The following is a 22623-nucleotide window of genomic DNA, read 5'->3' on the forward strand; positions in this document are numbered from 1 at the left end:
CCTGGGCCCGCGCTACGTGTGCCGGACCACCTCATAGACCGTCTGGGAAACGGGCGCCGGGTGCGGGTCCTTGTTCCATCCGATCTCCTCGGCGCGCTTCTCGATCGCCTTGTATGCAGCGTGAGCTGCGGCTTCGTCCTCGAAGAACGCGACAGACAGCCCGTTGCCAGTAGCAGGATCGACGAGGTGATACCCGCCATGGACACCGGGCACCGCGGCGGCAGCATCCAGCACCCAGTCCCGGTCGTCAGTCGGCATCGGTTCCCACACGGCCACCCTCGCGATCACCGCTGCCTCCGTCTCGCTCGTCCAGGCCTCCAGGATGAAGCAGCTTCGGTGGTAAGACTCGATCGCTGTCACGGGACACGCCGTGCACCCCCTGAGCGGGCTGTCCCTCAGGGGTGCTCCTTGCTGGCGGCCTGAAGATCCCCATAGGAGCCATCCGGGCCGCAAAACTGCAGGGGAGCGACCAGACCCGCCCAACGAGCCGGCCCCCGATACCCCCCCCCGTGAAACGGGGTCACCTCCCATGCTCCGCGCGGGCCCCCGGAACCTGCTCCGCAGGCCCGCTCCGATGGAGTGCGGCGGAACCAGCGGGCGACCGGTAGCGTCGAGTGGGGCCCGAGGCGATGACCACCCTGGAGGAGACGATGGACGAGAAGAGCGAGTGGCCCGAGCTGACGGGCACGTCGGCGGAGGAGGCCCGAGAGCACATCCGGGCGGAGTTCCCGGAGATCGCGGTCCATGTGGTGCCAGAGGGCAGCATGGTGACGATGGACTTCAACGAGCGCCGGGTGAGGCTCTTCGTGAAGGACGGCAGGGTAGCCAGACCGCCCAGACGCGGCTAGCCACCACTGCGACCCTGCCCTGCGGAGCAGGCCGTTCAGGTGGAGCGGAAGCGCAACCCGAACCGTCCGACGGGTCGCGCGCCTGTTCCTCTGCGGACCGTGAGGCGAGGGCTGTCCAGGCCGACGCCGACGCCGACGCCGAGGATCGGATCGACCGGACCATGGTGAGCGTGGTCTCCACCTCCTGCCGTGCTCATCGCATCAGCACGCGGGGGCGGACGTTCACCCACTGGACCTCCTGCACAGCCTTCAGCTTCTCCACGAACGCCGTGGGGACCGCCCCTTTCGAGTACGGCTTGCCGGCGTCCAGCCACCCGACGTTCAGGCGGGTGTAGGCCGGGCGGTACCAGAGTGCGTAGAAGCCCGACTCCCTGTCCGTGAACGCATCCTCGGCCCGGTAGTCGTACTCGCTGAGATCCTCGTAGAACACAGCCACATCATCGCCGCACCGATCCGTCGAGCCCGCGCAATTCCACGAGCCCTCCCCTTCTCCGCCGGTCTCCGGGCCAGGCTGGGTGGGGGAGCGGAGCGAACCCCGCCTCGGAGTTTCGCATGGGGTCCCTTGGGGAGGATGTGCCTGCTGCTGGGCTCGGTCGGAGTTCCCGGGGCGCTGGAAAAGGGGTGGGCATGGCTCAGGGGATCGTGAAGTGGTTCAACGGGGAGAAGGGGTTCGGGTTCATTTCTCCGGACGAGGGGGGCGAGGACGTCTTCGTACACTTCAGCGCGATCCAGGGGTCGGGTTTCCGGAACCTGGAAGAGAATCAGCGGGTCGAGTTCGAGGTCACGCAAGGGCAGCGTGGACTACAGGCCGACAAGGTACGAGCCCTCTGACCCCTTCCGGCTGCCCGCGTGAGCGGAGCGGATGCCCTAAGAGGTTGATCTCCGCAGGCTAGCTCTGCCCGGCGCCGGCGCCGGGCACGGGGCGGCTGGCAGGGACCTCCGTGAGGCAAGTACGACAGGGCGGAGACGTCACGGCCGGTCGTATCGGCACCGGCCGTCCAGCAGTACGCACGTGAGGCACCGGTGCGTGCGGACACCATGCTCGTCGGCGGGAAAGGGACAACGACGGTCCGCCGTCCTCAGCTCGTCCAGGTAGTACGACGGTTTCGGCCCGGGCTCGGCGCGGTAGCTGCGGCAGGCGCAGGCGCTTTCGTTGGAGGAGCCCTTGACGTGCCTGCACTTGAGAAGCATGTAGTGCTCACCGCGACTGTGGCCGCAGATGGTGCAGGGCGGCCAGGGCTTGGTGCGGTACTGACCGCAGTTGCAGTACGTCTCGTTCCTGTAGCCGACCCAGTCACCGCCGCCGTCGTAGATGTCCCCCGAGGCCGAAACCCGCTCGGAGCAGCGACCCCGGTGCTCACTGTGGCCGCAGGTCGCACAGCTCGGTCCTCGCGGTGGGGTGTCTCTGGTGTCCGTCAGCTCCGGGAAGGGTGAGCCGGTCCGCCAGATGGCGACCACGGCCACGACCCCGCCCGCCAGGATGATGATTCCCATCAGACCGATGATGGTCTGCGCCGACATGAGTGCCCCCGTGTGACTGGTATCCCCGACACCATCAGAACAGCATGGAGTGGCCGGCAGAAGACGTTCGTCCCTCACTTCGAACCACGTACCTCATGAGGCGTGCGCCTGGCTGTTGGCAGGGCACGGTCGGCCGAGGGAGTGGAGTGGCAGGCCCGCGCGTCCGGGATGGCCTGATACGTGTTCACTATCAATAATTGGGGGCAGTCGGATGGCACTGGAGTTTCGTCATATGTGAGGAGTTGCCGTGACCAGCTTTGTCATTACGGTCCCCGGTACGTTCGTGTCGGACGTTGCTGATTCCGTGCCCTCTGTCGTCGAAAGGAAGTTGGCATCGCGGCATACGGAGGTCAGCGAGAACGAGGGGCTGCGCCTCCTCACCCTGAATGACGACGGCACTTTCTCCATCCGACTTGAGGTTGAAGCCCCGGACAAGTACGAGGCGGAGCTCGACGCCATGCGGATCGTCACCGCAGTACTGAAGGAGGCGGGCCTTTCAGAGTCTGACGCCCCGCTCGGCCCGCCGGCCGTGACCGGCATCGACAGCGGCCTGTGATCCCTTGTTCACCCCGCCACTGGGCAGTTTCGCGACCGACAGGCGGATCACAGTGCCCTCGATGATCGGCAGCGGGCCCTCGTGGTCGATCCACGCCGCCCTTCGGGTCAAGCGGGGGTGGAGCCGGACCCATGCCTGCGCGGTCGCCGTCCCGTACCGGTCGGTGTTGGTGACGGTCACCGCGCTGGCTTCGCCCCACGTGGCCGGGGCACCGAAGACGAACTCACCGCCGTGCTTGGGCGGGCGGCCGCCCTGCGGCGGGCAGATCCACGGCACCGGAACGGGCTTGCGCATCACCCGGTCCGAGCGGAGCCTGCCCAGAACTTCCACGGGCAGGTCTGCCAGGAGGTGGGCGATGCGGGGAGCGTCGTAACCCGCGTCCAGCACGACCAAGACCTCCGGGTCCCCCTCCCGCCACTGGCTGGCGTTGGACGAGGTCGCGGACTTGGCCAGCGGTGACCGCGGCCAAGTCGGCGCCGGGTTCCAGCCGGATCGCGTCCAGCAGTGCGGTCCACGAGGTCCGGCCGGTCTCCAGCGCGGCGACGATCGAGGACGGCCAGCCGGGCACCATCTGGTGCTTGCCCAGGCCCCGGCCAAAGGTATGGCAGAAGGAGCGGTCCGAGGAGGTGTCGGCGTCCGGCCGCAGCCACGGGGATACGTCGACCGCCAGCACCAGCCGACCGTCGCCGGCTCGGGGAAGCGGGACACCGGTCAGTGCTCGCCGCAGCCGGGCGACGTCGATCCGGTCGTGGTTGATTGCGGAGTACAAGGCTCCGTGCCCGCGCCGATGCTCGGGAGCGAGCGCCAGGTCCACGAGGGTACGGACTGGACCGTCGGTACACAGCAAGGCGTCGCACAACTCGAACAGGGCGTCGCTCCGGACGGTCAGACACGCGTACAACTCCGAGCGGAACCCAGCCACCACCGTCAAGGCGTCTCGTTCAACCTCCTGCTCGACCCGTCCCACGATCCCGGCCTCCGTAGTGCGCTGGCGCTCAGCACAGGATCGACCCGCGGCCCCTCACACGGCTGGTGAACTGGGAAAACACCAAACAAGTTCGACCCTCGTTCGACGCCGGACCATAAACGACAAGGTAAGAGCCTGTTTTCGAAGGTCTGATCAGAGTTTTCCCAGGTCGGGAATCGAACGGGGTTGTACTCAGAGGCCGTCGGTGAGCCGGATCGAGGTGGTGAGAGGGCCAGTCCGGCGGCCGGGGCCGAGAGCAGGACCAGGGCGGGACGGCGGGGAGGGCGAAAGGGCTGACGGGGCGTCCTGGGGCGTGTCAGAGTGGGAGTTGAGCCGGTTTCTGGCGGAGTCCGGTCGGTGCTGTTCCGGAAGAACGGCTTCAGTGCCCGATGGGGCCGCGGGGCTCGGGTCGTCCGGCCCGGCGGGAGTTCCGTTGGGTGATGCGCCTGGTCATGAGGGTGATCGCGGCCCAGGTGATCAGCGATTCGGCCCAGTTCTCGTATAGATGCCGTCAGGTGGCGTGTAGCGCTGAGTGACTACGCGGAGCTGTGGTCGCCTTGTCGAAGAGCGGCGAAGTCGTCGTACGCCGCCTCGACGGCCTCGGGGTACGCCGGGGCCTCCTCGTGCTCGGCGATCGCCTGGTAGATGCTGACGACGCTGGGGATCTGCCCCTTGCGCTTGCCGGTGGGGATGATCAGATCAGGCTGGATCTGCTCGACGGACTCGCCGCGCGCCTTGCGCCGTAGCACTGTGTGCGGCATGTCGTGGTGATGACTGGGGGTCGACCAGCTCGGTCACATGCTGTGGCGCCGCGGGGAGCCACAGCATGAGCAACGGAATGCCCTTCGGGCAGGGAACTCTCCTCGGCAAGGAGCTGGGCGGCCAGGCGCCGGCCAGCCCGGGAACGAAGGAGAAGATCCCGGCATACGTCAGTCCGGACACCATGAACCGGCTGCGCAACGCCGTGGTCGCGCTCCAGCGGATCGTCGATGTGGACGCCGACGTCCCGGTGTCACTGTCCGCGTACGTGGAGGCCGGCGTCCTGGAGAAGCTGCGCAAGGACGAACGCGAGTACAACAGAGGGGCGCTGTTCCCGCAGCGCCGCAACAAATACCTCAAGAGCAGCTCGCCGGTGACGAAGCAGCCGGCCGCAGTCAGCATGGGGTCTACCCAATCCCTGCGTAGACGTCTTATATAAAAGAAAAAGTGTGGGAGTGCCGGAATTCACATGGCACTCCCACACTTTTTGATACCCCTACTGTGACGGATTCTTAGACGGAACCGTCGGCGACCGCCAGCTTCCAGGATGCAGCACCAGACAACTTTACTGACACAGCCTGCGGCTGCTTGTCGGTAATCTGCTCAGCAGCGTTCTCTACGCCGTCGCAGGGACGACTGATCCACTTCTGCCCGCTGACCTCAAGGGACATCTCCCCGGTACCCGAGCATACGAAGTGCACCGTGTACGACGCATTTGGCGGAGTAAAGACCGGGAGATCCACCCCAGCCTCGCCAACCGTCTCCTTGATGAGAAGCTTCTTCCCTTTGGCTTGCTCCAATTTCAGAGCAGAGCCTGGGCTCCGGGTCGCGCTAGGCGCCGATGAGCCGGCAGATGAGCCCGGTGATGCTTCCCCCCCACCAGGCTCCGACTCGGCCGTGCATCCTGTGACCAAGGCGAGCAGGAGCCCACCGGCAGCCACCAACGATCTCGATCTCACTGTCTCCCCATCACCGCTAGGTTCCCCGCTCGCGGCGGGTGGAACGCGACGCTACAGGTCAGGCTAGTAGTACACGCTCCAGTTGGTGCGGTACGGGGCATACGCGGTGTAGTACGTCTTGGTCCCGTAGGAGCAGTTGCTGTACTGGTAGGCAGTCCATCCGGAAACGTTCTCCTTCCAGTTGCCAAAGTCTCCCTTGAGCGTGGAGCGCGCATTCACCGTGCCCGAGACCTCCTCGCCGATCTCCGCGGTCATGGACTTCTCGACGCTGCCGTTGACCTCAGCCCCGATCTTGGCGAAGATCCCTGCCTTCAATTCGGCCGAAACCGTGATGGAGAGGCCCCAGGTCGTCGTCCCGCCCGACTTCGACGTGAACTTAAAGTTCTGGTTGCTGCTGGTGCTGTTGGTTACGGACGTGCGGTACTTCACGTCAAGGGTGTTGGGAGTGTTGCTCGAGATGACCGCACGCGTCCCGGGCGAGCAGTACTCGGCCATGGGCTGCGGGTCCAGCGGATTGACGGGAGCCGCGCCCGCAGCTCCCATCGACAGAACGGTAGCGGCCAGCGCGCCCGCGGCCACAGCAGTTGCCCTCTTGAAATGCATTTTGCCCCCCTGGTCGGGTAATTCCCTTTGCGTCTGCGTTACGTCGATGAAGTTACCGATAGATAAGGGGATCCGCGAGGGAACTGCTGAAAGCTTGAGGTTTACCTGAGGCGGCAATTCGACCCAAACCGCAGGCAGGTCGCACATATTTGGCACACTGATTCCACCACTCGGAAATGCTGAACTCGATATTCCGGTTTTTCGCTCATTTTGATCTTGGCTTAATTCTGCATTCTGGCCGAAAGGTGACCAATTCCTGGGAGTGGTGGCTAATGTCGGCACGTTCCCGAGGCGGGCAAGCGGCGCGGGTTGGACCTGAGCTGGTGGCCCGTCTTCGGCGCCGAACTGACTCCAACCGCCGAGCCGTCGGTGCGTCCTGGCAGCTGGCGATAGGGCGTCGGTCAGAGTCCGCCACCTCGATGCCCGACGCGCACCTGAATCGGCTGGGATGGCAATCAGAAGATCGACAGGTCCATCCGGCCAGCTTCCCCGAAACCGCGGCCGGATGGGGTATCGCGTCGGATAAGCTCTCCTTATCCGACGCGACAAACCCGGACACCGGGAAGGGGGTTGGGCGGGATGAGCGGACATCGCGAAGGGCGCCGGACGGTGCGGTCCGACGCCCTCGTTGTTCGGGCCGCGCCTTTGGCGCCGACCGGTCAGGCGAGCAGGGTCAGCTTCTCCAGGATCTGGAAGACGATCGGCACGGACACCCCGCCCGCCGCGCCGGCGGCCAGCAGGGCTTGCCCCGGTGGAATGCCCAGCGGGGCGGAGCGTGAGACGTGGTACACCCCGAACGCCACCAGCAGGCAGATGGCGAGCGCGAACATGACCCAGCCGGTCTCGGCGGATGTGGCGGCAAGGAACATCGGAACCCCCAGGCAGGACAACGGCGTGACGGTCCGCCGGCATAGCGGGCCATCTATTGTTTCTCAGTGTAGAGACGACCGAGAAACAATGCGAACATTGCTGTTCAAGGAGGCGTAGAGACCCATGGCCGGACGTCCGATGAACCCCCTTCCGCCCGGGACCCCCAAGGAAGTCGCTGAACTGGTGCTGCTCATGCGGGAGCTGCTCAGGCATCACGGAAACCCGTCCTTCGCCGAGTTGGCCGAGCGCTCCGGACTCGGCAAGTCGACGATCTCGCACGCCCTCGGCGGGCAGCGGCTCCCCAACCGGCACACCATGGAGGAGCTCCTCAAGGCCATCGCAGGACCAGACGGGCTGTCAGGCTCGGAGCGGAGGGATTTCCTGGAGAGGTGGTACCGGGCTCAGGACCGGATGGTGCACGGTGAACGGCAGGCCCAGCCCGTCGTCCCGCCGCCGACCGCGGACACCGCAGCAGACGGGGTGATGGTCGAGGGCGACAGGATCTGGCTCGTCCAGGCCAAGCACCGTTCACCCGCCGGTCCCGAGGAAGCCGAGGGAACCAGGGTCTGGGTGTTCAACGCCGACGAGCACCAGGCAGCGGCCGCCGAAGTCGCCGCCGCCACACGCGCGCTCAACGCGGCGATGGACCGACTGGAACACGCGACTGCCGAAGTGGCCGAGGCGCGGGCTGTACTGCGCGAGGCCACCGAACGGGCCGGATCGACCCTGCGGGACACAGAGGCCGCCCTCCGGAGCGCCGACGACACCCGGACCGAAGGGTGACGGTCCAGGCCACGGACGCGGCGGGCGGCGCCGACGAACTTCTTCCCGCGTCCGAGCGTCTGCTGCTCATCGAGCAGTGGGCACGACGCCATGGCATCGCCGCCGCGCAGCGCCTGGCCGAGGCCGAGGACCTGGCCGACGCGGTCGCCGCCGCCATCGTCCCGGACAACACGGTGGACACGTACGCCAAGTCGTGGCGGGTGTGGACCCGGTTCTGCGCGGACGCCGGCCTGCCCGAGCGGGAGGGATCCCGCGGCGCGCTGGTCGCCTTCGTGGCCTGGATGCTGCGCGAGGGCCAGCAGAACGGGAACGGGTACGCGCCGAGCTCCGCCGACACCCACCTCGCCGCCGTCGTCATCGGCCTGCGCCAGCGCGGTGCCGCGGTCAGCGGCGACGACCAGGCCGAGGCCCGCAAGGCACTGGCCGGACTCGAGGTCCAGCTCCTGCAGGCCGGAGAGCGGCGCGGCCGCGGACAGGCGGTCGGCGCCGACATCGACGGCCTGTACGCCATCGCACGTTCCTGCCCCGACACCCTCACCGGTGACCGGGACAAGGCCCTGGTTCTCACCGGCTTCCACTACGCCTCACGTTCCCAGGACCCGGCCGGCCTCCAGAGCGGCGACGTCACCCTCCACCCGCGCGGCCTGGCCATCGCAGTCCTCACCGGCAAGACCAAGCACTCCGTCCGCAACGCCAAGATCCCCTACGCCGCCGACCCGGAGATCTGCCCGGTCCGCGCCTACATCGCCTACCGCGACCGCCTACTCTCCGAGCACGGCCCCCGCTGGGCCGATCCGTCCACTCCCGCCTTCGTCGGCATCGACCAGCACGGCCACCTCACCGGCGGCCTCGTCCCCGACAGCGTCACTCGCGCTATCAAACGCATCTCCCGGCGGGCCGGAGTACCGATCTCCTGGACCGGCCACTCCCTGCGCATCGGGCTCGCCTCCACCAGCAGGCGGAAGGGCAAGGACACCATCGCCGTCGCCGACCAGGGCGGCTGGGCCCGCCACTCCCGTTCCATGCTCGGCTATATGCAGGTCGAGGACGGGTGGGACGACAACGCCTCCGCTGGCCTCACCTGACCAAATCCGACCGCGCGACCTCCGCATGGATCACACCCTGACGTGTCCGGCAACCCCATCCCTTACCCCGCTCGCCTGGCGGAAGGCGGCAATCGCGGCCTGAAGCGTCTCCCTCTGCATGTGGACAGTCTCTACGGAGGGGACGTTCTTGACTCTGCGGCGGTCCTGCGCGAAGCCGGTGATCTCGTCGACGACGGGCATCGGCTTTCGCCATATGGGGTGTCGATGCCCCCGTACCCGGGACCACATGGTCACGGGCTTCGTACGCGGGTCTTGCTGGCACCCGGTGTGGTGGGGGGAGCATCCGGTGGTCGGATACTCCCCCCACGGTATTTCAGAGGGCCGCGTCCACTGCTGCATTCACAGCCGCGCTCACAGCCGCGGTTCCAGCTGTGCTGGTGAGGCCTTTGAGTAGTGCGGTCAGCCACTGCCCGGAGCGGCGGGTGCGCTTGGTCCGGGTGCGGGCCGGTGTGCTGGCGGCCGGCGCGGTGGCCGGCTCCGGGGCGTGCGGCTTCGGCTTCTCCTTCTCGGTGGTTGCGGGGCGGATGCCGGGGACCGGTACCGGTATCAGTACGGGGCCGGTCTCGGGGCGGGGCGCCGGCAGGGCGATGACGGTGGCCAGGGTGGTCTTGGTGTGGTGGAGGTCCTCCTCGAGCGCGGTAAGGCGCTGGTGCATGTTGTGGTTGGCGGTGCCGTTGCGGGAGGCCTCGATGCGGTCCCACGCCGCGAGCCAGCGCATGACCTCGGACTCCTTGGTCACCCCGCAGGCCCGCACGAAGTAGGCCAGCAGGTCGCGGCGGCACTGGCGGGTGCCGTTGAGGACGGCGCCGAGCGTGCTGCGCGGCAGCATGGTGACGTCCTCCGGGTTGGCCCGGGCCCGGTCCTCCAGTTCACGCAGGGACGGCTTCCCGGCCTGGACGCGCAGTTCTCGCATCGCGTGGAGGAGCTCGGCGGGCTCGGCGATGTACTGGGGCGCCATCGCCGGCCGCCGTAGTACGCCGGCTTTGCCCGGGGCCTTGAGGGAGGCGGCCTTGGTCCACAGCCGCCTGGCCTCGGTGATGCTGCCGCCGCACGCCTTGGTGTAGGCCTCGACGACGCGCCACGCCGGGACGCTGGGCCGCTGCCCGGAGGCGGGGGCCAGCTCGGCGCGATAGAGGGTGCTGCGGGAGGTGGGCAGACCCACCTGTTCGGTTCGCTCCGCCACCTGGCTGATGGTGTGGCCCGAGGCCTGTCGCAGTGACAGCAGCCACTGCGACAGGCCTCGGGTGTGCTCAGCCAGGGCGCTTTTGTCGCGCCCCACCGCGGTCTCCTAGGAGGCCTGGCGACGAGCGGCGGTGAGCGTGTCGACCAGTCGGCGGACCAGCTCGATGGCGAGCAGGCCTCCGACGGCGAGAACGGTGATGACGGTGTCCACCGGCATCCCGTAGATGGTGAGTGCGGCGGCGAGGAGGATGACGATGACCACGATGATCGTGGCGGGCACCGGAACCAGGGTTCCGGTGCTCGTCGTCGGAGCCTCCACGCACGCGGCTGCGAGCGCGGTCTTCTTCTTCAACGGATTCTCCCGAAGAGGTCTAGTTACCACTCGACAGGTCCACCAGATGACCGCCGGCCTTGCAGGACCGAAAGTCGTAGACCTCCTCACAGCGTTCAGGACCCCTCATATGCCCGTCTACCAACGCAGGAAGCCCCATTCCACTTTGTCCCACTGGAAGTTGAGACGGCATCAGCGCCAACCCCGCAGACCAGCCGCCCCGCACCCGGGCCCGTCCTCGCCGCTGTATGCCGGCGGTGTCCCACGTGCTGAGGCCAAGGGAGCTTGTCCCGCCGCTCTGGAACCCGCATCGTCGGGTCGTCAGCCCGAACGGTCGGGCCGCCTCAGGGGGGAGAGAAGGCGATGCATGTCATGACCCGGAACGAATGGCCACTGCTGCAGTCGCTCGTCTTCCTGTGTGCCGGCTTCCTGCACGTCAGGACTCCTGCCCCGCCCGTAGGCTCCGCGCCGGTCTCGAGCCCGGCCGCCCGGCCGTGGCTCGGGCTGCCCCGCGCGGCTCCCAGCTGATTCCCGGCGCCGATCCCCCGAGCCTGCACGCCAGGCCGGTCCGGAACGCGGGGAGACCATGCCCGCCTTCCCCGGGGGAGCTCCCGGCCGCGGGTTTCCTGCCGCCGGTGTATCCGGGAGGACTCCCGGGCCACGTCCACATGCCTGCAGGTCAGGCATAGGTCGCAGACGTGGCGAACCATGTCCGCTTCCACGGGGCGGAACTCTCAGACGCGGTCTCCCCGGGCCGTTGCCACTCGACACCAACAGGGGAAATAGGTCGGAACTCGTTGCAGCGAGCCTGACCCCGGGTGCAGCCCTCGGCTGCACCCTGAGCTTGAAAGACCGGAGAAGACCACAGGCCCGCTGACCTGGTCCGATCCGAAAGAGCGGAAGGACGGGCGAGGGAGAGAAGCCTCCCAGCCTGGTCGCAGGAACGGCCCTGGCACTACGCGACAACCGGATGGGTGTTCTGTGTCCCGGTGGCCGAAGCCACACTGAAACGGGGCCGGCCAAGCCCCGCCCCACTTTTTCACCGGCCGCCCCCACGCGCGTGAAGCACCCGCGCACCGTGGGGGCGGTCGGCTTGCGGCCCCAGCCGGGCGGACGCCGGCGCCTGCATCAGTCCGGCTGGCGGTCATCGGAGCGCAGAAGAGTCCGGCTGGCGGCGACCAGTTCACCCAGCGCAGCTTCGTAGGCTCTGTTTGCCTGGGACCGTAGGGGTCTCAGCGCAGGGAGAGTGCCGTCGATCTGAAGCATCACCCGCTGCACGTCGCTTAGGCCAGGCACCTCGCTCAGGGCCGTGGCCAGGGCAGCCGAGAGTTCTACCTTCCGTGCAGGGGAATCGCTCTCCTGCACCCGCTGCCGCAGCTCCCTCAGCGCCACAAGCGCGCGAACACAGGCCTCTTCGCGGTCAGTGGCATTCCGGTGTCCACGACCGAGGAGCTCGTACTCGACACGAGCCGCGACGCCTCGGGCACTGAGCACTCTCAGCGCGCTGAGGGACTTGATCACCGCGGCGGTCAGTTCGACGATCTCGCTGGGTGCAATGAGCTGGAGTTCGGCCTGCTTGATCCTCACCGCCTTCCCAGCCGCCTGCCCACTCGCCTCGCTGGCGGCCTGGGTGGTGGGATCACTCGGCAGGAACACTGCATTTGCTGCGTCCGCGCACTGTTGAGCCTCGTAGACAAACGCGGCGATCTCTCTGCGCCTGTCGGTATGGAGAGTCGCGAGATGCTGTGCCTCGGCGGTGATACGGGAAGCCTGCACAGCCGCAGAGGCTTGTGCGAGTCCTCCGCGGACCTGGATCCAGCCGGAGAGGAGGCTTCCGAGGAAGCCTCCCAAGATGGAGATCAGAGCAGCGAAAACTGCGGCTGCCTCGGGTTCGGCCTTGATGAAGTCGATGATGCGATCCACCCCGGTCATCCTGCCGCTCCGCCGCTCAGGCGAGGCCTGGAACAGCAGAACCGCATGCCAGCTGCTGGACCATCCTGACGGTCCGCTAGTACATGCCTGCGTCATCCTTGGAACTGGAGTGATCCAGGCCCGATGGCAGCATCTGGCTACCCAGCGGTCCAACCGCACCGCCTGACGAACCTTCCGGGTCATGAGGCGCAAAATTCCTAGCGCAACCGCGATCAATTCCGCTAGCCAAAATTAGTAGGATTGAGCGCGCTGTATTGCGTGGAGTGGAGCTCGCCTTGACGACCACGAAGCGGCGGGCATGGGGGGCTCTTGGTGAAGGCCGGTGGGTGCTGGGGGCTTCGCCGCCCCCAGACCCCTGCGCAGGTCGGCATCGTCCGGCGCGGACAGGTCTCGTCCTACTGCGGCGCCGTCCGCGCCGAACGACACCGCCCACCTGGACCGGTGGTACGGGCCGGAGGGCGGCTTGCCCCGAGCCCGTGGTTAAGGGGCCCAGGGGGCCCCTCTACGACGCGCCCGGCGACGTCGAGCCGCCCGGCCACAGGGCCCGTCGGCCTCGTGGCTGCATCAGCGCCTGGTCCTCGTCGATGGGCTCCTCTAGGCCGTCGGCTCCAGCCCGTTCTGCTGGCAGCAGGCACTGCGGAGTGGTGTCGGGACTCGTGGATATTCCGGTCACCGGACCGTGCCTCAGTGGGCGACGTGTGGTGCTCATACGAAGAGTTTGTGGGCTGGGCGTGGGAGCTGTTACTGCCTGAGGCTGTCGGGAATCTTGGAAATGGCGTGGTCGCGAGGTGGTTAGACGGCGCCGGCTACATAAGTGTTCCCTCATGTCAGCGGCTTGATGGTGCCCCGTGCAGTGAGTCTGGCGACTGTGTCCGTGGTCTGTGACCGTTCTGCGAACGGATCGTTCGTGGTGATTGTGGCCAGTGCGGTAAGTGTGGCTGGCGGGATCCTGCGGTTCACTCGTTCGTGGCCGCTCCCGCAAGAACCACCCCTTGCGCAGGGGCTCCCGGTGGGACGGTGATGCCTCCGGCCTTGGGAGGACTCTGATGTGTGTGCACCCCCGTTCGGGTTCGGTGATCCCTGAGCTGACCGTGCGGGTGGCCCGCGCCAGTAACCCCCGTGGAACCACCGCGATGGCGATCCGCGACCATCTCGAGGGTCTCTGGAGCGACGAGGACTTCGAGCAGTGGTATCCGCAGGACGGCCGGCCCGGCCTGTCGCCTGCCCAGCTGGCCACGGTGTCGGTGCTGCAGTTCCTCCTGGAGCTGTCGGACCGCCAGGCTGCAGCGTCGGTGCGGTGCCGGATCGACTTCAAGTACGCGCTCGGCATGGAGCTGGAGGACCCGGGCTTTCACCACAGTGTGCTCGCCGACTTCCGCGAACGTCTGTCTAAGGACAGCCGGGCCGACAAGCTCCTCGGGCTCGCGTTGGAGAAGATCAAAGCCGTCGGTCTGATCCGTGAGCGCGGGCGCCAGCGCACCGACTCCACCCACGTCCTGGCCGCCGTCCGAGACCTGACCCGCCTGGAGCTGGTGACCGAGGCGATGCGCGCCGCGTTGGAGGAGCTCGCCCGCCGGGCGCCACACGAGCTGGTTGGCGTGGTTACCCAGGATTGGGGCCGGCGCTATGGCCGCGCGGCCCGGCTCGGCCGGAACCCCTCACGGCCCAAGGGCCGGGTCAAGGAGACCGGTGACGACGTTCACCTGCTCCTGCGCTACGTGGACGGCTACCTGCCCGCGCTCCGCGACGGTGAGCAGGTCCAGGCCCTGCGTCAGATCTTTCTGCAGAACTACTGGATCGACGCCCAGGAACGGCTGTGGTGGCGCGAGACGGACACGGCCGGGCTGCCGTCCTCCGCCGTCGCCATTGTCTCGCCCTACGACACTGCCGCCCGCTTCGCGCGCCGCGGTGAGACCCGCTGGAAGGGCTTCCTGGCCCACGTCACCGAGACCTGCGACCACGACGCGGTGAACGTGATCACCGACGTGACCACCACCAAGGCCGCGGTCCAAGACTCCAGGTCCCTGCCGGTGATCCTCGCGCAGCTGGACCGGCGGGAGCTGCTGCCGGCCGAGCACTTCGTCGACCAGGGCTACACCTCCGTCACACTCAAGCAGCACGTCGCCCGCGACTTCGGCGTCGGCCTGGTCGGCCCGGTCCGGGCCAGGACCACCTGGCAGTCTCGCAGGGGCAATGTCTTCCGCCGCGACGCCTTCGTCATCGACTGGGACGCCAAGCAGGTCACCTGCCCGCAGGGCAAGAAGAACCAGCGGTGGGTGACACCTCCATCCGTAGCGCCCTACATCCAGGTCAGGTTCGCCAAGAGCGACTGCGGCCCGTGCCCGATCAAGACGGCCTGCACCAAGGGCGATCTTCGGGCGCTGACCTTCCTTCCTCGCGAACTCCACGATCTCCAGTCCGAGTCGCGGACTGAGCAACAGACCCAGGAATGGTTGTCGCGGTACTCGCTGCGCGCTGGCATCGAGAGCACCATCAACGAGTTCGTCAACGGTCACGGCATGCGCCAGTGCCGCTACCGCAGCGAAGAGAAGGCCCACGTCCAGCCTGTGCTGACCGCGATCGCGGTCAAACTCGAACGTATCGCAGCCCACCTTCCACCCGCCCCGGAGAGCCAACCCCGCACCCCGACCGCCCTGCAGGACTTCCTCGACCGGCAGGGCGTCCCCCGCCCGAGGTCCTGGCGCGTCGCCACCCACCCCAACGGCTGACTGGGTTCCTGACAGGGGCAGGCAGCAACTACGCGAGTTCCAGCGGGTGGATTCCCGGGTTCCACTCCGGCAGCCAGTCTGTCCCGATCTCGCCGGCGAGAGCCTGGTGGAACCAGTCGCTGAACCCCAGGGTGGTGTCGTGCCAGTCTGCCCACGCTCGGCGGAAGGCGGACACAGTCCAGGAGCCGTCGTCCTGCGGCACGAGGAAGAGCTGGTCACCTTCGATCGTGTTCCCCCAGACCAGGGCCCCGCCAGGGGACGGGAGCACAAGGTGCGGGACAGTGCGCGACTCCTCCAGGAGCCGTCCCATTCCGTCGGCGTATTGCTTCAGATTGCGAGCTCCGCAGAAGTAGATGTACTCCGAGATCGACGTGTCCCCATACGCGCCAGCCACCTCCACGAAGTCCGCGGGGAACTCGACCGACCAGTCCCGGGCGATCGCCTCGATCAGCTCTCCTTCGCCGCTCCGCACCGGCGCCCCCAGGAGCCGTGCGAACTCGCCAACTGCCTTCATTCCCGTCCCCCGCCTCACACCAGTACTACGGACATGATCCCTGACCTCTGCTGAACAACGTCAGGAGCCCCAAGCCACCACTTACGAATGCCCGCCCAACGGGCCCGGACCAGAAACACGCGCCAAGATTCCCGACAGCGTCAGGCAGTAACGCAGCACATGGGCGCTGCTGTGCAGCGCGTAGAGCGGCGCCGCGTCGGCGTCGGTGAACGGCCGCAGCCGCAGCCGGGCGGTTTGCAACTCGGGGGTGGGTAATGGCATGCGGAGCATCCTGCCGCGTCACGCTCGCCCCCGCCCATCCGTTTTCCGCATGGTCGGGGACGCGTACGTCCCCGGTGACGCCGGACTCACCGCACGGGCGGTGAGTCCGCACCACCGTGCCGGCACGGTGAGCAAACGGCGGGCCGTACTGGCGCACCCCCGGGACGCCGACCAGCCTCGTCCTACACCGAGCCCCGAACAGATCGAGGTACACCGTCCACTGCACCGGACCAGCCGGCATCACCGACGGCGCGCTCGCTGATCCCCCGCCCTCGTCCGGGCCGGACCTCGCGTCCTAATTTCAGCCACGGCCAGAAATTCAGCCAAGGTCAAGATTCTCGATAAACCGGAATATCAAATTCATCATCCCAGGTGGTGAGATCCGCGTGCCAAGTGTGCGGGGCCTACCTGCGATTTGGGTCGAATTGCCACCTCAGGTTTACCTCAAATCTTCACTGGTTCCTCGCAGTTCGCCCCCTTCCTCGGTAACTTCACTCACGTATTGCCTGCTCAAAGGCGCTAGCCGCGGGATTATCGTTCGACCTACGAGTCCCACGGCAGCGGTCGCCGACCAGGTCCGGCCCAAGGGCAGCGCCACCCACGGCTGCCCGGGCCTGCGCCAGATGCACATCGGGCGCTACCGGGTCCCATACGGGATCACCGAGGCCGCCATCACCATCGTGGCGATCCGCATCGGCTGCGGTGCCGGTTCCGCTCGTATCGGCCGATTGACCCGGGGCGCGCACGACGGGCCAAATCCGCCACGGCTATCGGGCCGGTGGCCGAAATGATTTCCGCGGCGGCGGGAGCGGCCGTACAGCTTTGAACAGATCATTCGATGTATCCCAGGGGGGATCTTTTGCGCAGAACCGGAGTTTCCGCACGCGCTGCCAGCGCCGTGACACTGGCGCTGGCCTCACTCTCGCTCGGCATAGCCGCGCCTGCCTCGCAGGCGGCGGAGACCGCGCTGCCGACCGCAGATAAGAGCCAGCTGGCGCAGATCGCCGACGCCTACCTCCAGCGCCGAGCCGACGCCGTCACCCTCTCGCGAACCCAGACTCTGCGTGCCCCGGCACCTCTTGCGCTGACCGCGCAGGCGGCCGACGTACTCGGAGGCGAGATCACCGCACTGCAGGCCAACGCTACGAAGCTGGAAAAGCGCTGGAGCGGATTCAGCCGTGCCGAAGTGACCGTCATTCCCGGCAAGGGCACGGTCAGCGGTGACACCGCGACGCTGGCGGTCGAGGAGGAAACCCGCCTGTACTTCCCCGACACCAAGCCGGGGGACGCCATCACGCACACCTCGTACCTCCTCCCTCACACGCTGACGTTCAAGCGTGCCGCGGGCGGCGCGTGGAAGCTCGCGGACGATAAGACGTCCGTCGACAGCTCGGGGCCCGCGGCGCCCACGCAGCTTGAGGGTCCCGCCACGATGAGCGAGGCGGACCCGGTCGACGAGATCCTGCCCGCTCCCGTAGACGAGGGCCCCAAGCCTCCGCCCAGCAGCGACGAGCCCGGCGGCGACGCACCGCTGAGGGAAAAGACGTTGGACGGGCCCCTGGCCGGATACAACTACACCGCGATGGTCAACTACGCGAAGAAGTACGGCCTCCGCGGCAACACCGGCTTGCGCACCTATGGGCAGGACTGCACCAACTTCATCTCGCAGGCGGTTTATGCCGGCGGCTGGACGCAGAAGCCGGGCAGCATGTCGGAGCGCGGAGACACCCGGAAGTGGTGGTACGGCAACTACACCTACACGACCAGCTACAGCTGGGCCGGCGCGGAGAACTGGTACTGGTTCGGCCGGAACTCTGGCAGGACCAAGCACGTCCCCAGCGTCTGGGACCTGTTCCCGTCCGACGTACTCCAGGCTGACTGGGGTCCGAACCCCAACGGCAACATCAACCACACGATGATGGTCACGGGCCGGCAGGGAGGCATGCTCTACCTGACCTACCACACCCCCAACTCTGTCGACGTTCCCCTCAGCTACCTTCGAGCCAAGTACCCCAACACATGGTGGTACACCCACCGCACCTGACCCGAAGGGCGGACCCATGAAGAGGGCCCTCGCGCTACTGGCAGTGCCTGTCCTGTGCGCAGCGCTCGCCGCCTGTTCTTCTGATGACAAGGTCGGCAGGAGCGAGAAGCAGACTGCGGAGAAGTACATCGCCGCGCTCAACGCCCGGGACCCTCAGGGGCTCATCGACCTGGATCAGCAGACGCCGGGCAAGACTGGGGTGAAAGAGCACGCCGACAAGCTGATAACGGAGAGCGGCGGCCGCGGCATCAAGATCTCGGACATCAACGTGATCAAGGAGTTCGAGCCGACCCTCGCGAGCGTGACCATCACCGGCACCGACGGCACCGGCAAACCGTTCGACACGGTCATCCTGATGAACAAGAAGGACGGCGACTGGTTCATCGGCCTCGGCGCGCTCCCCGTCAAGGGCACACCGAAGCCCACCGCCGGCTTCTGAGAGGGCGCTCGGTACGGCTCATCGAGACCTCCGCCAAAGGCACCGCCTTCGAAGCGCCGGACGAATCTCGCCGGAAAGCCGCCGCTCAAGCTCAACCTCACCGTTCCCCGCCTCCCGGAATCCCGGGAGGCGGGGAACCCTGCACTCACGAAGAAGAGGCGTCGGCGTGCGGGTGCAGCACCTGAATGCGGACCCCCACCGTGCACTGCCGGTACGTCGGTGAGCGGGTGACCGCCAAGCACCGGTGGGCGCCCGCCGTGGACCAGGCGGAGCGTGAGGCGCTGCTGCGGTATGCGGCCGGCTGCCAGAACGCGGTGCTGGCCTTCGACCGGGCCTCCTGACGGCCGACCGGCACGCAGCTTGCCCTTGGATGCACGTCGGCGCGGTGCCCTCTACCGGATTCGGTAGAGGGCACCGCGCTCGTGTAGGGCTCCAGGGCAGGGCGATGGCGGGCGGCGTCGGAGTGTCTTCCGCTTCCCACCCCGTCACTATTGAGGCGCCTTGTCCGCCGACATCGGTCCTCGACGCGCTCCCGCTGCCGACCGCGAAGGCCATCGAGATCGTGGCGTTCGTCCCCGCCGCCTCGATCGACCCGATCCAGATCGGCGCCTCCTACTACCTGGCCGCCGAAGTATGACGGGCCATTGGTGTGGTGCGTGGTCTGGTTCTGTGACCTGCGGGTGTTCAGATTGCTTGGCGTCTCGGCGAGGAGCAGCGCGCCCTCGGATCGGGGTGGGGGCTTGATTCCCAAGTCTATCCAGACTTCAGAATAAAGCAGGAGCGTGCTCATGGTGGAGCCTTGGCCGATGCGGCCTTCGGGCTCGGGGGCCATCGGCCCGAGAGGCACCGCCAACGTTCGGTTTCCTTGGGTGGAGGAGGATGTGTTCATGGGAGATTCCGCGCGTTTCCGATTGCTTTCTGCCGGCGAGGCTGGCCAGGTCTTCGAGGGCCTGTCTGCGGGTGGGGCGAGGGTTGTCGAAGTCGACACGAAGGGGGCCAGGGACGGAGAGTCGATCGTGCACGCCTTCAGCGAGCTGATTGAGATGGATCCTCCGTTGTCGGGCCGCTGGCATCAGGATGCGTTTTCCGACTCCCTCTGTGGAGGTCTTCACAATCTGGAGGAGAGGCGTGTTGTGCTCGCGCTGCGCGGGGATTTCTGGGTGAAGGAACGGTTCGGGGCGGTGGCCGAGACCTTGGAGATCTTGGGAGAGGTTGCGGACACGCTGGCGGAGGAACGGTTCACTGGTGGTGCGCCGACCGAGTTGGTCCTCTTTGTCGTTGAGACGAACTGAGCCGGGAGCCTGAGTGACCGAGTTCCCCGACAAACCGTGGACTCCTGCGCATCGGGCGGTGGAGTCGGGTGACCATGCCGAGCTGCCCCGTCTCCTCGATTCGGGTGTGGACCCGGTAGAGGTCTGCTGTGGGATGACACTCCTGCTCTACGCGATTGATGTGGAGGGGGATGGGGCACTCCAGTCGGGCGGGTCGCTCGACTGGGCGCTCTGCGATCCTGCTGGCCTATGGAGCCGATCCCACCGCAACATCTGACGGTGAGACTCCGCGCGAGTTGGCGGTCTCCTATAACCACGACATGGCAGTCAGGCTCCTGGATCGGAATAGAGCAGCCCTCGTGGCTCCTGCTGACCGCCCGCGGAGCGGGCTGTGGTCCTGGAGGCGGAGCCGGAAGGCTTGAGGGTGGGAGCGAAGCGGACACCCAACGGGCCGTAGGCTCGGACCCCGTGAAACGGGGCGCCTCCTAAAGGTTGTTGCAGAACGTCTGTGATAGGGCATTCCTGTTGTATCGGTGGGGTGTTGCGGGTTGAGTCGGTGTGGGTGGAGTCGTTCACGGGCTTGCGGATCGAGCGGTTCGCGAAGCTGGTGAAAGTGGTGCGGGAGCGGGGCGGGAACGGGCCCGGCGGTGGCCGTCCGTGGTGCCTGCCACTGCCTGACCGGGTGCTGCTGGTGGCGGTGCACTACCGCACGAACCTGACCATGCGGCAGCTCGCTCCGCTCTTCGGGATCTCCCCGGCCACGGTCTGCCGGGTCATCCAGCGCCTGCGGCCCTTGCTGGCGCTGGAGCTGGCCCCGCGGCCAGTCGCAGACGTGGAACGGTTGTGGATCGTGGACGGAACCCTGATCCCCGTCCGCGACCGCACGGTTGGTGCCTCCTCAAGGAACTACCGGTTCTCGGCGAACGTGCAGGTCATCATCGATGCGGACAGCCGTCTGGTCGTCGCGAGCGCCCGCCCGGCGCCTACCTGGGCACCGGCCTGATCGTCCCGCACCGCAGAAGGCCAGGACGTCCCCTCCTGCGCGGCCAGGAAGAGGACTATGCCGAGCACCGCCGGGTGCGGGCCCGCGTCGAGCACACCTTCGCCCGGATGAAGAACTGGAAGATCCTCCGCGACTGCCGCCAGAAGGGCGACGGCCTCCACCACGCCATCCAGGCCGTCGCCACCATGCACAACGGCGCTATGACCCGGTGAAACAGCAGGCCAAACACCACCCAGACCTGCCCAAGCTGAACCTTCTGCAACAACATTTAGAAGCGTTGCAGCGCCTTCTTGTGGGCTTCTTTCGCCACCCGCTTGAAGAGTCTACGTAGCTCTTCCTTGCGGCTTCCGTAGGTTTTCATCGCGTGACAGTTGGGGCAGAGAGCGATCATGTTCTTCGGGTAATCCCGCCCTCCAAGGGCGAGATCCATGATGTGGTCGACCTGAAGTATCGCTCTGCCGTCGGGTGTTTTATCCGAGGGCATCCCACCGCAGTCAGGGTTTTCGCATTTGTCCTGGGCTCGGGCCCGTACTGCTTCGACGGCCTGCGGGTCCCGGTACACCTCGACAATGGTGCGCTCCACCGTCCGCCCATCCCGTTCGGATGCCTTCAGTTTTGCGCACACATGCCGATACCGGTCACCGTCACGTGCCTCCTCCGCCACGAGGATGTCGGGTGACTGGCTCTGGTTCCCAGCACACTCCAGACACCAGGCATTTCGGGGTCCGCGCCGCAGCGGCCGCTCGGCGATCAGATTGGAACCGTACTCACAGACCGTGCGGTGGATGGTGCATGCCAGTCCGTATTCCAAGGGGCTCACAGACCGGCCACGCCGGACCACTTCCGCGGCGTCCCTCGGCTTGCTGTACAGGAGGTCCCAGCCCTCAACGCAAGAAGGCCCCACCGCCGACTTGCGCTTGATTCCGTCACTGTCGATCTCCATGGCATCTGTCACAGCCCAGAAAACTACGTGCCCCAAACCTGACGCTCCATCCCCCGCCCAGCCTGTGGACAGCAAGCCATGCTCGGAAGGACTGAGGGTGGGAGCGAAGCGAACACCCAACGGGCCGTGGGCTCGGGACCCCGTGAAACGGGGTCGCCTGGGAGGCCGTGGGTCCGCGAAGCGGGCCGTTCATGGAGGGCGGCGGAGCCAGAACCAGTCCGGAGCGAAGGACTCCTGGCCGAAGGCCGGCTATTTGAGTCGGCTGTCTAGCATCATGGAGTGATCGATTTTTCTGGGTTGTCTTCTGCGGATTTTCTGGCGGCTTTGAGGCGTGGGACTGATTGCCTGTGGCCTTTGGAGGCAGCGGTCTGGCTGCTGGAACGAACGGGTGTGTGGCTTGAGGACCCGCGGTTGCGTCAGTACGTTGTCGGCGGAGCCGACCATGAAGGCGAGAGGTGGGCGGGCTTTGAGGTCTCGAGGCTTCGCGCCGCGGTAGAGGCAGGAGAGCTTGGGGAGCACGGGGAGGAGCTGGCAGTCCTGTGCTTCGCCCTCAGCCTGTACGGCGATTTTCCGATCTCTCTGCGTTACGACTGCGACGGCCTTTCTGAGGAGGTTGTGCAGCTGATGGGGAAGGCCCTGCTCATCGCGAACGGCCACGCCGAACGCGACTGATGCCCCCGCTTCCCTTGTTGCTGCCCGAGTAGCGGGCTGGTCCTGAAGGCGGAGCCGGAAGGACCCAGGGTGGGGGAGCGAAGCGGACCCGCCCAACGGGCCGAAGGCCCGTACCCCATGAAACGGGATCACCTCCCGCGCGCAGCGCGGGAGCCTCCCAGGGCTCGCGCAGCGAGCCCGCTCTGGTGGAGCGCAGCGGAACCAGAGCCAGTCCGCAGCGAAGCGAAGGACTCCGGCCCGAAGGGCCGGCCCACGGCTCGGAGCGAAGCGGAGAGCCGGGCCCGACGGGCCCCGGCCGCGCGCAGCGAGGCCGTTCAGTCCTGAGCGCGC

General features: G+C 67.0%; 24 protein-coding genes and 5 pseudogenes. 14 read left to right on the forward strand and 15 right to left on the reverse strand.

What is annotated here, in order from left to right; all coding sequences use genetic code 11:
* Window positions 1-12 precede the first annotated feature (12 nt).
* Window positions 13-360, reverse strand: a complete 348-nt coding sequence (locus OHA37_RS40575) for a hypothetical protein (protein ID WP_266914575.1) — start codon at window positions 358-360, stop codon at window positions 13-15.
* Between the two features lie 269 nt (window positions 361-629).
* Between OHA37_RS40575 and OHA37_RS40580 the strand changes: the two genes are divergently transcribed.
* Window positions 630-848 (forward strand): serine protease inhibitor, encoded by a 219-nt coding sequence (locus tag OHA37_RS40580; protein ID WP_266914577.1) that lies wholly within the window; start codon window positions 630-632, stop codon window positions 846-848.
* Window positions 849-1041: 193 nt separating this feature from the next.
* On the opposite strand, the gene OHA37_RS40585 is transcribed toward OHA37_RS40580, so the two are convergent.
* Window positions 1042-1278 (reverse strand): DUF7919 family protein, encoded by a 237-nt coding sequence (locus tag OHA37_RS40585; RefSeq protein WP_266914579.1) that lies wholly within the window; start codon window positions 1276-1278, stop codon window positions 1042-1044.
* A 197-nt stretch (window positions 1279-1475) separates the two neighbouring features.
* Between OHA37_RS40585 and OHA37_RS40590 the strand changes: the two genes are divergently transcribed.
* Window positions 1476-1679, forward strand: a complete 204-nt coding sequence (locus OHA37_RS40590) for a cold-shock protein (protein WP_266914581.1) — start codon at window positions 1476-1478, stop codon at window positions 1677-1679.
* Window positions 1680-1817: 138 nt separating this feature from the next.
* On the opposite strand, the gene OHA37_RS40595 is transcribed toward OHA37_RS40590, so the two are convergent.
* Window positions 1818-2342, reverse strand: coding sequence for a hypothetical protein (locus tag OHA37_RS40595; protein WP_266914583.1), 525 nt, complete (start codon window positions 2340-2342; stop codon window positions 1818-1820).
* Window positions 2343-2616: 274 nt separating this feature from the next.
* Here OHA37_RS40595 and OHA37_RS40600 point away from each other — a divergent pair, with 274 nt between their 5' ends.
* Window positions 2617-2925 carry a hypothetical protein gene (locus OHA37_RS40600; RefSeq protein ID WP_266914585.1) on the forward strand — a complete coding sequence of 103 codons (309 nt, stop codon included), beginning with the start codon at window positions 2617-2619 and terminating at the stop codon, window positions 2923-2925.
* A 12-nt stretch (window positions 2926-2937) separates the two neighbouring features.
* Here the strand turns inward: OHA37_RS40600 and OHA37_RS40605 are convergent.
* Window positions 2938-3892: pseudogene (locus tag OHA37_RS40605) on the reverse strand (transposase); the annotation flags it as partial.
* Window positions 3893-4428: 536 nt separating this feature from the next.
* A pseudogene (locus tag OHA37_RS40610) lies at window positions 4429-4679 on the reverse strand (recombinase family protein); the annotation flags it as partial.
* A gap of 39 nt (window positions 4680-4718) precedes the next feature.
* Here OHA37_RS40610 and OHA37_RS40615 point away from each other — a divergent pair.
* Window positions 4719-5090, forward strand: coding sequence for a hypothetical protein (locus tag OHA37_RS40615; protein ID WP_266914589.1), 372 nt, complete (start codon window positions 4719-4721; stop codon window positions 5088-5090).
* 73 nt (window positions 5091-5163) lie between these two features.
* On the opposite strand, the gene OHA37_RS40620 is transcribed toward OHA37_RS40615, so the two are convergent.
* The 3 genes from OHA37_RS40620 to OHA37_RS40630 form a co-directional block, all read right to left on the reverse strand.
* Window positions 5164-5451: a hypothetical protein gene (locus OHA37_RS40620; RefSeq protein ID WP_266914591.1), complete on the reverse strand. Its 288-nt coding sequence runs from the start codon at window positions 5449-5451 to the stop codon at window positions 5164-5166.
* A gap of 222 nt (window positions 5452-5673) precedes the next feature.
* Window positions 5674-6360, reverse strand: coding sequence for a hypothetical protein (locus OHA37_RS40625; protein WP_266914593.1), 687 nt, complete (start codon window positions 6358-6360; stop codon window positions 5674-5676).
* A gap of 512 nt (window positions 6361-6872) precedes the next feature.
* A complete protein-coding gene (locus OHA37_RS40630; protein ID WP_266914595.1) occupies window positions 6873-7082 on the reverse strand; it encodes a hypothetical protein in 210 nt (69 codons plus the stop codon).
* A 124-nt stretch (window positions 7083-7206) separates the two neighbouring features.
* On the opposite strand from OHA37_RS40630, the gene OHA37_RS40635 reads away from it, so the two are divergent.
* Both OHA37_RS40635 and OHA37_RS40640 read left to right on the forward strand, forming a co-directional pair.
* A complete protein-coding gene (locus OHA37_RS40635) occupies window positions 7207-7866 on the forward strand; it encodes a helix-turn-helix domain-containing protein (RefSeq protein WP_266914597.1) in 660 nt (219 codons plus the stop codon).
* Window positions 7863-8951 (forward strand): integrase, encoded by a 1089-nt coding sequence (locus OHA37_RS40640; protein ID WP_266914599.1) that lies wholly within the window; start codon window positions 7863-7865, stop codon window positions 8949-8951. Before OHA37_RS40635 ends, OHA37_RS40640 begins: the two co-directional genes overlap by 4 nt.
* Before the next feature lie 30 nt (window positions 8952-8981).
* Here OHA37_RS40640 and OHA37_RS40645 read toward each other — a convergent pair whose 3' ends face one another.
* The 4 genes from OHA37_RS40645 to OHA37_RS40660 form a co-directional block, all read right to left on the reverse strand.
* Window positions 8982-9152, reverse strand: a complete 171-nt coding sequence (locus OHA37_RS40645; RefSeq protein WP_266914601.1) for a hypothetical protein — start codon at window positions 9150-9152, stop codon at window positions 8982-8984.
* Window positions 9153-9285: 133 nt separating this feature from the next.
* A complete protein-coding gene (locus OHA37_RS40650) occupies window positions 9286-10251 on the reverse strand; it encodes a helix-turn-helix domain-containing protein (protein ID WP_266914603.1) in 966 nt (321 codons plus the stop codon).
* Window positions 10252-10260: 9 nt separating this feature from the next.
* On the reverse strand, window positions 10261-10506 hold the full coding sequence (locus tag OHA37_RS40655) for a hypothetical protein (RefSeq protein WP_266914605.1): 246 nt from the start codon (window positions 10504-10506) through the stop codon (window positions 10261-10263).
* A gap of 1107 nt (window positions 10507-11613) precedes the next feature.
* Window positions 11614-12408: a hypothetical protein gene (locus OHA37_RS40660; RefSeq protein ID WP_266914607.1), complete on the reverse strand. Its 795-nt coding sequence runs from the start codon at window positions 12406-12408 to the stop codon at window positions 11614-11616.
* 1055 nt (window positions 12409-13463) lie between these two features.
* On the opposite strand from OHA37_RS40660, the gene OHA37_RS40665 reads away from it, so the two are divergent.
* Window positions 13464-15146 carry an IS1182 family transposase gene (locus OHA37_RS40665; RefSeq protein ID WP_266914609.1) on the forward strand — a complete coding sequence of 561 codons (1683 nt, stop codon included), beginning with the start codon at window positions 13464-13466 and terminating at the stop codon, window positions 15144-15146.
* 28 nt (window positions 15147-15174) lie between these two features.
* Here OHA37_RS40665 and OHA37_RS40670 read toward each other — a convergent pair whose 3' ends face one another.
* Together OHA37_RS40670 and OHA37_RS40675 are read right to left on the reverse strand one after the other, a co-directional pair.
* Complete coding sequence (locus OHA37_RS40670; RefSeq protein WP_266914611.1) at window positions 15175-15660, reverse strand: hypothetical protein; 486 nt, start codon at window positions 15658-15660, stop codon at window positions 15175-15177.
* Window positions 15661-15807: 147 nt separating this feature from the next.
* A pseudogene (locus OHA37_RS40675) lies at window positions 15808-15921 on the reverse strand (GNAT family N-acetyltransferase); the annotation flags it as partial.
* A gap of 898 nt (window positions 15922-16819) precedes the next feature.
* Between OHA37_RS40675 and OHA37_RS40680 the strand changes: the two are divergent.
* The 6 genes and pseudogenes from OHA37_RS40680 (at window position 16820) to OHA37_RS40705 (ending at window position 20890) form a co-directional block, all read left to right on the forward strand.
* A complete protein-coding gene (locus OHA37_RS40680; protein ID WP_266914613.1) occupies window positions 16820-17965 on the forward strand; it encodes an amidase domain-containing protein in 1146 nt (381 codons plus the stop codon).
* Window positions 17966-17981: 16 nt separating this feature from the next.
* Window positions 17982-18404 (forward strand): hypothetical protein, encoded by a 423-nt coding sequence (locus OHA37_RS40685; RefSeq protein ID WP_266914615.1) that lies wholly within the window; start codon window positions 17982-17984, stop codon window positions 18402-18404.
* Window positions 18405-18589: 185 nt separating this feature from the next.
* A complete protein-coding gene (locus tag OHA37_RS40690) occupies window positions 18590-18745 on the forward strand; it encodes a hypothetical protein (protein WP_266914617.1) in 156 nt (51 codons plus the stop codon).
* 179 nt (window positions 18746-18924) lie between these two features.
* Window positions 18925-19035, forward strand: a pseudogene (locus OHA37_RS40695) (Ku protein); the annotation flags it as partial.
* A 256-nt stretch (window positions 19036-19291) separates the two neighbouring features.
* Window positions 19292-19696: a hypothetical protein gene (locus OHA37_RS40700; protein ID WP_328694623.1), complete on the forward strand. Its 405-nt coding sequence runs from the start codon at window positions 19292-19294 to the stop codon at window positions 19694-19696.
* Window positions 19697-20204: 508 nt separating this feature from the next.
* Window positions 20205-20890 (forward strand): annotated as a pseudogene (locus OHA37_RS40705) (transposase family protein).
* Between the two features lie 56 nt (window positions 20891-20946).
* Here OHA37_RS40705 and OHA37_RS40710 read toward each other — a convergent pair.
* Window positions 20947-21621, reverse strand: a complete 675-nt coding sequence (locus OHA37_RS40710) for an HNH endonuclease signature motif containing protein (protein WP_266914621.1) — start codon at window positions 21619-21621, stop codon at window positions 20947-20949.
* A 279-nt stretch (window positions 21622-21900) separates the two neighbouring features.
* Here OHA37_RS40710 and OHA37_RS40715 point away from each other — a divergent pair, with 279 nt between their 5' ends.
* Window positions 21901-22293 (forward strand): hypothetical protein, encoded by a 393-nt coding sequence (locus OHA37_RS40715; RefSeq protein WP_328694624.1) that lies wholly within the window; start codon window positions 21901-21903, stop codon window positions 22291-22293.
* Window positions 22294-22623 lie beyond the last annotated feature (330 nt).

Source organism: Streptomyces sp. NBC_00335, from assembly GCF_036127095.1.
Lineage (GTDB): Bacteria > Actinomycetota > Actinomycetes > Streptomycetales > Streptomycetaceae > Streptomyces.

Excerpts from the sequence above, each read along its gene's own strand:
- OHA37_RS40690 (WP_266914617.1), top strand. The coding sequence starts at position 18,590 with ATGCGGACCCCCACCGTGCACTGCCGGTACGTCGGTGAGCGGGTGACC.
- OHA37_RS40580 (WP_266914577.1), top strand. The coding sequence starts at position 630 with ATGACCACCCTGGAGGAGACGATGGACGAGAAGAGCGAGTGGCCCGAG.
- OHA37_RS40630 (WP_266914595.1), bottom strand. The coding sequence starts at position 7,082 with ATGTTCCTTGCCGCCACATCCGCCGAGACCGGCTGGGTCATGTTCGCG.
- OHA37_RS40635 (WP_266914597.1), top strand. The coding sequence starts at position 7,207 with ATGGCCGGACGTCCGATGAACCCCCTTCCGCCCGGGACCCCCAAGGAA.
- OHA37_RS40710 (WP_266914621.1), bottom strand. The coding sequence starts at position 21,621 with ATGGAGATCGACAGTGACGGAATCAAGCGCAAGTCGGCGGTGGGGCCT.
- OHA37_RS40665 (WP_266914609.1), top strand. The coding sequence starts at position 13,464 with ATGTGTGTGCACCCCCGTTCGGGTTCGGTGATCCCTGAGCTGACCGTG.
- OHA37_RS40645 (WP_266914601.1), bottom strand. The coding sequence starts at position 9,152 with ATGCCCGTCGTCGACGAGATCACCGGCTTCGCGCAGGACCGCCGCAGA.
- OHA37_RS40595 (WP_266914583.1), bottom strand. The coding sequence starts at position 2,342 with ATGGGAATCATCATCCTGGCGGGCGGGGTCGTGGCCGTGGTCGCCATC.
- OHA37_RS40685 (WP_266914615.1), top strand. The coding sequence starts at position 17,982 with ATGAAGAGGGCCCTCGCGCTACTGGCAGTGCCTGTCCTGTGCGCAGCG.
- OHA37_RS40700 (WP_328694623.1), top strand. The coding sequence starts at position 19,292 with ATGGGAGATTCCGCGCGTTTCCGATTGCTTTCTGCCGGCGAGGCTGGC.
- OHA37_RS40670 (WP_266914611.1), bottom strand. The coding sequence starts at position 15,660 with ATGAAGGCAGTTGGCGAGTTCGCACGGCTCCTGGGGGCGCCGGTGCGG.
- OHA37_RS40615 (WP_266914589.1), top strand. The coding sequence starts at position 4,719 with ATGAGCAACGGAATGCCCTTCGGGCAGGGAACTCTCCTCGGCAAGGAG.
- OHA37_RS40625 (WP_266914593.1), bottom strand. The coding sequence starts at position 6,360 with ATGTGCGACCTGCCTGCGGTTTGGGTCGAATTGCCGCCTCAGGTAAAC.
- OHA37_RS40590 (WP_266914581.1), top strand. The coding sequence starts at position 1,476 with ATGGCTCAGGGGATCGTGAAGTGGTTCAACGGGGAGAAGGGGTTCGGG.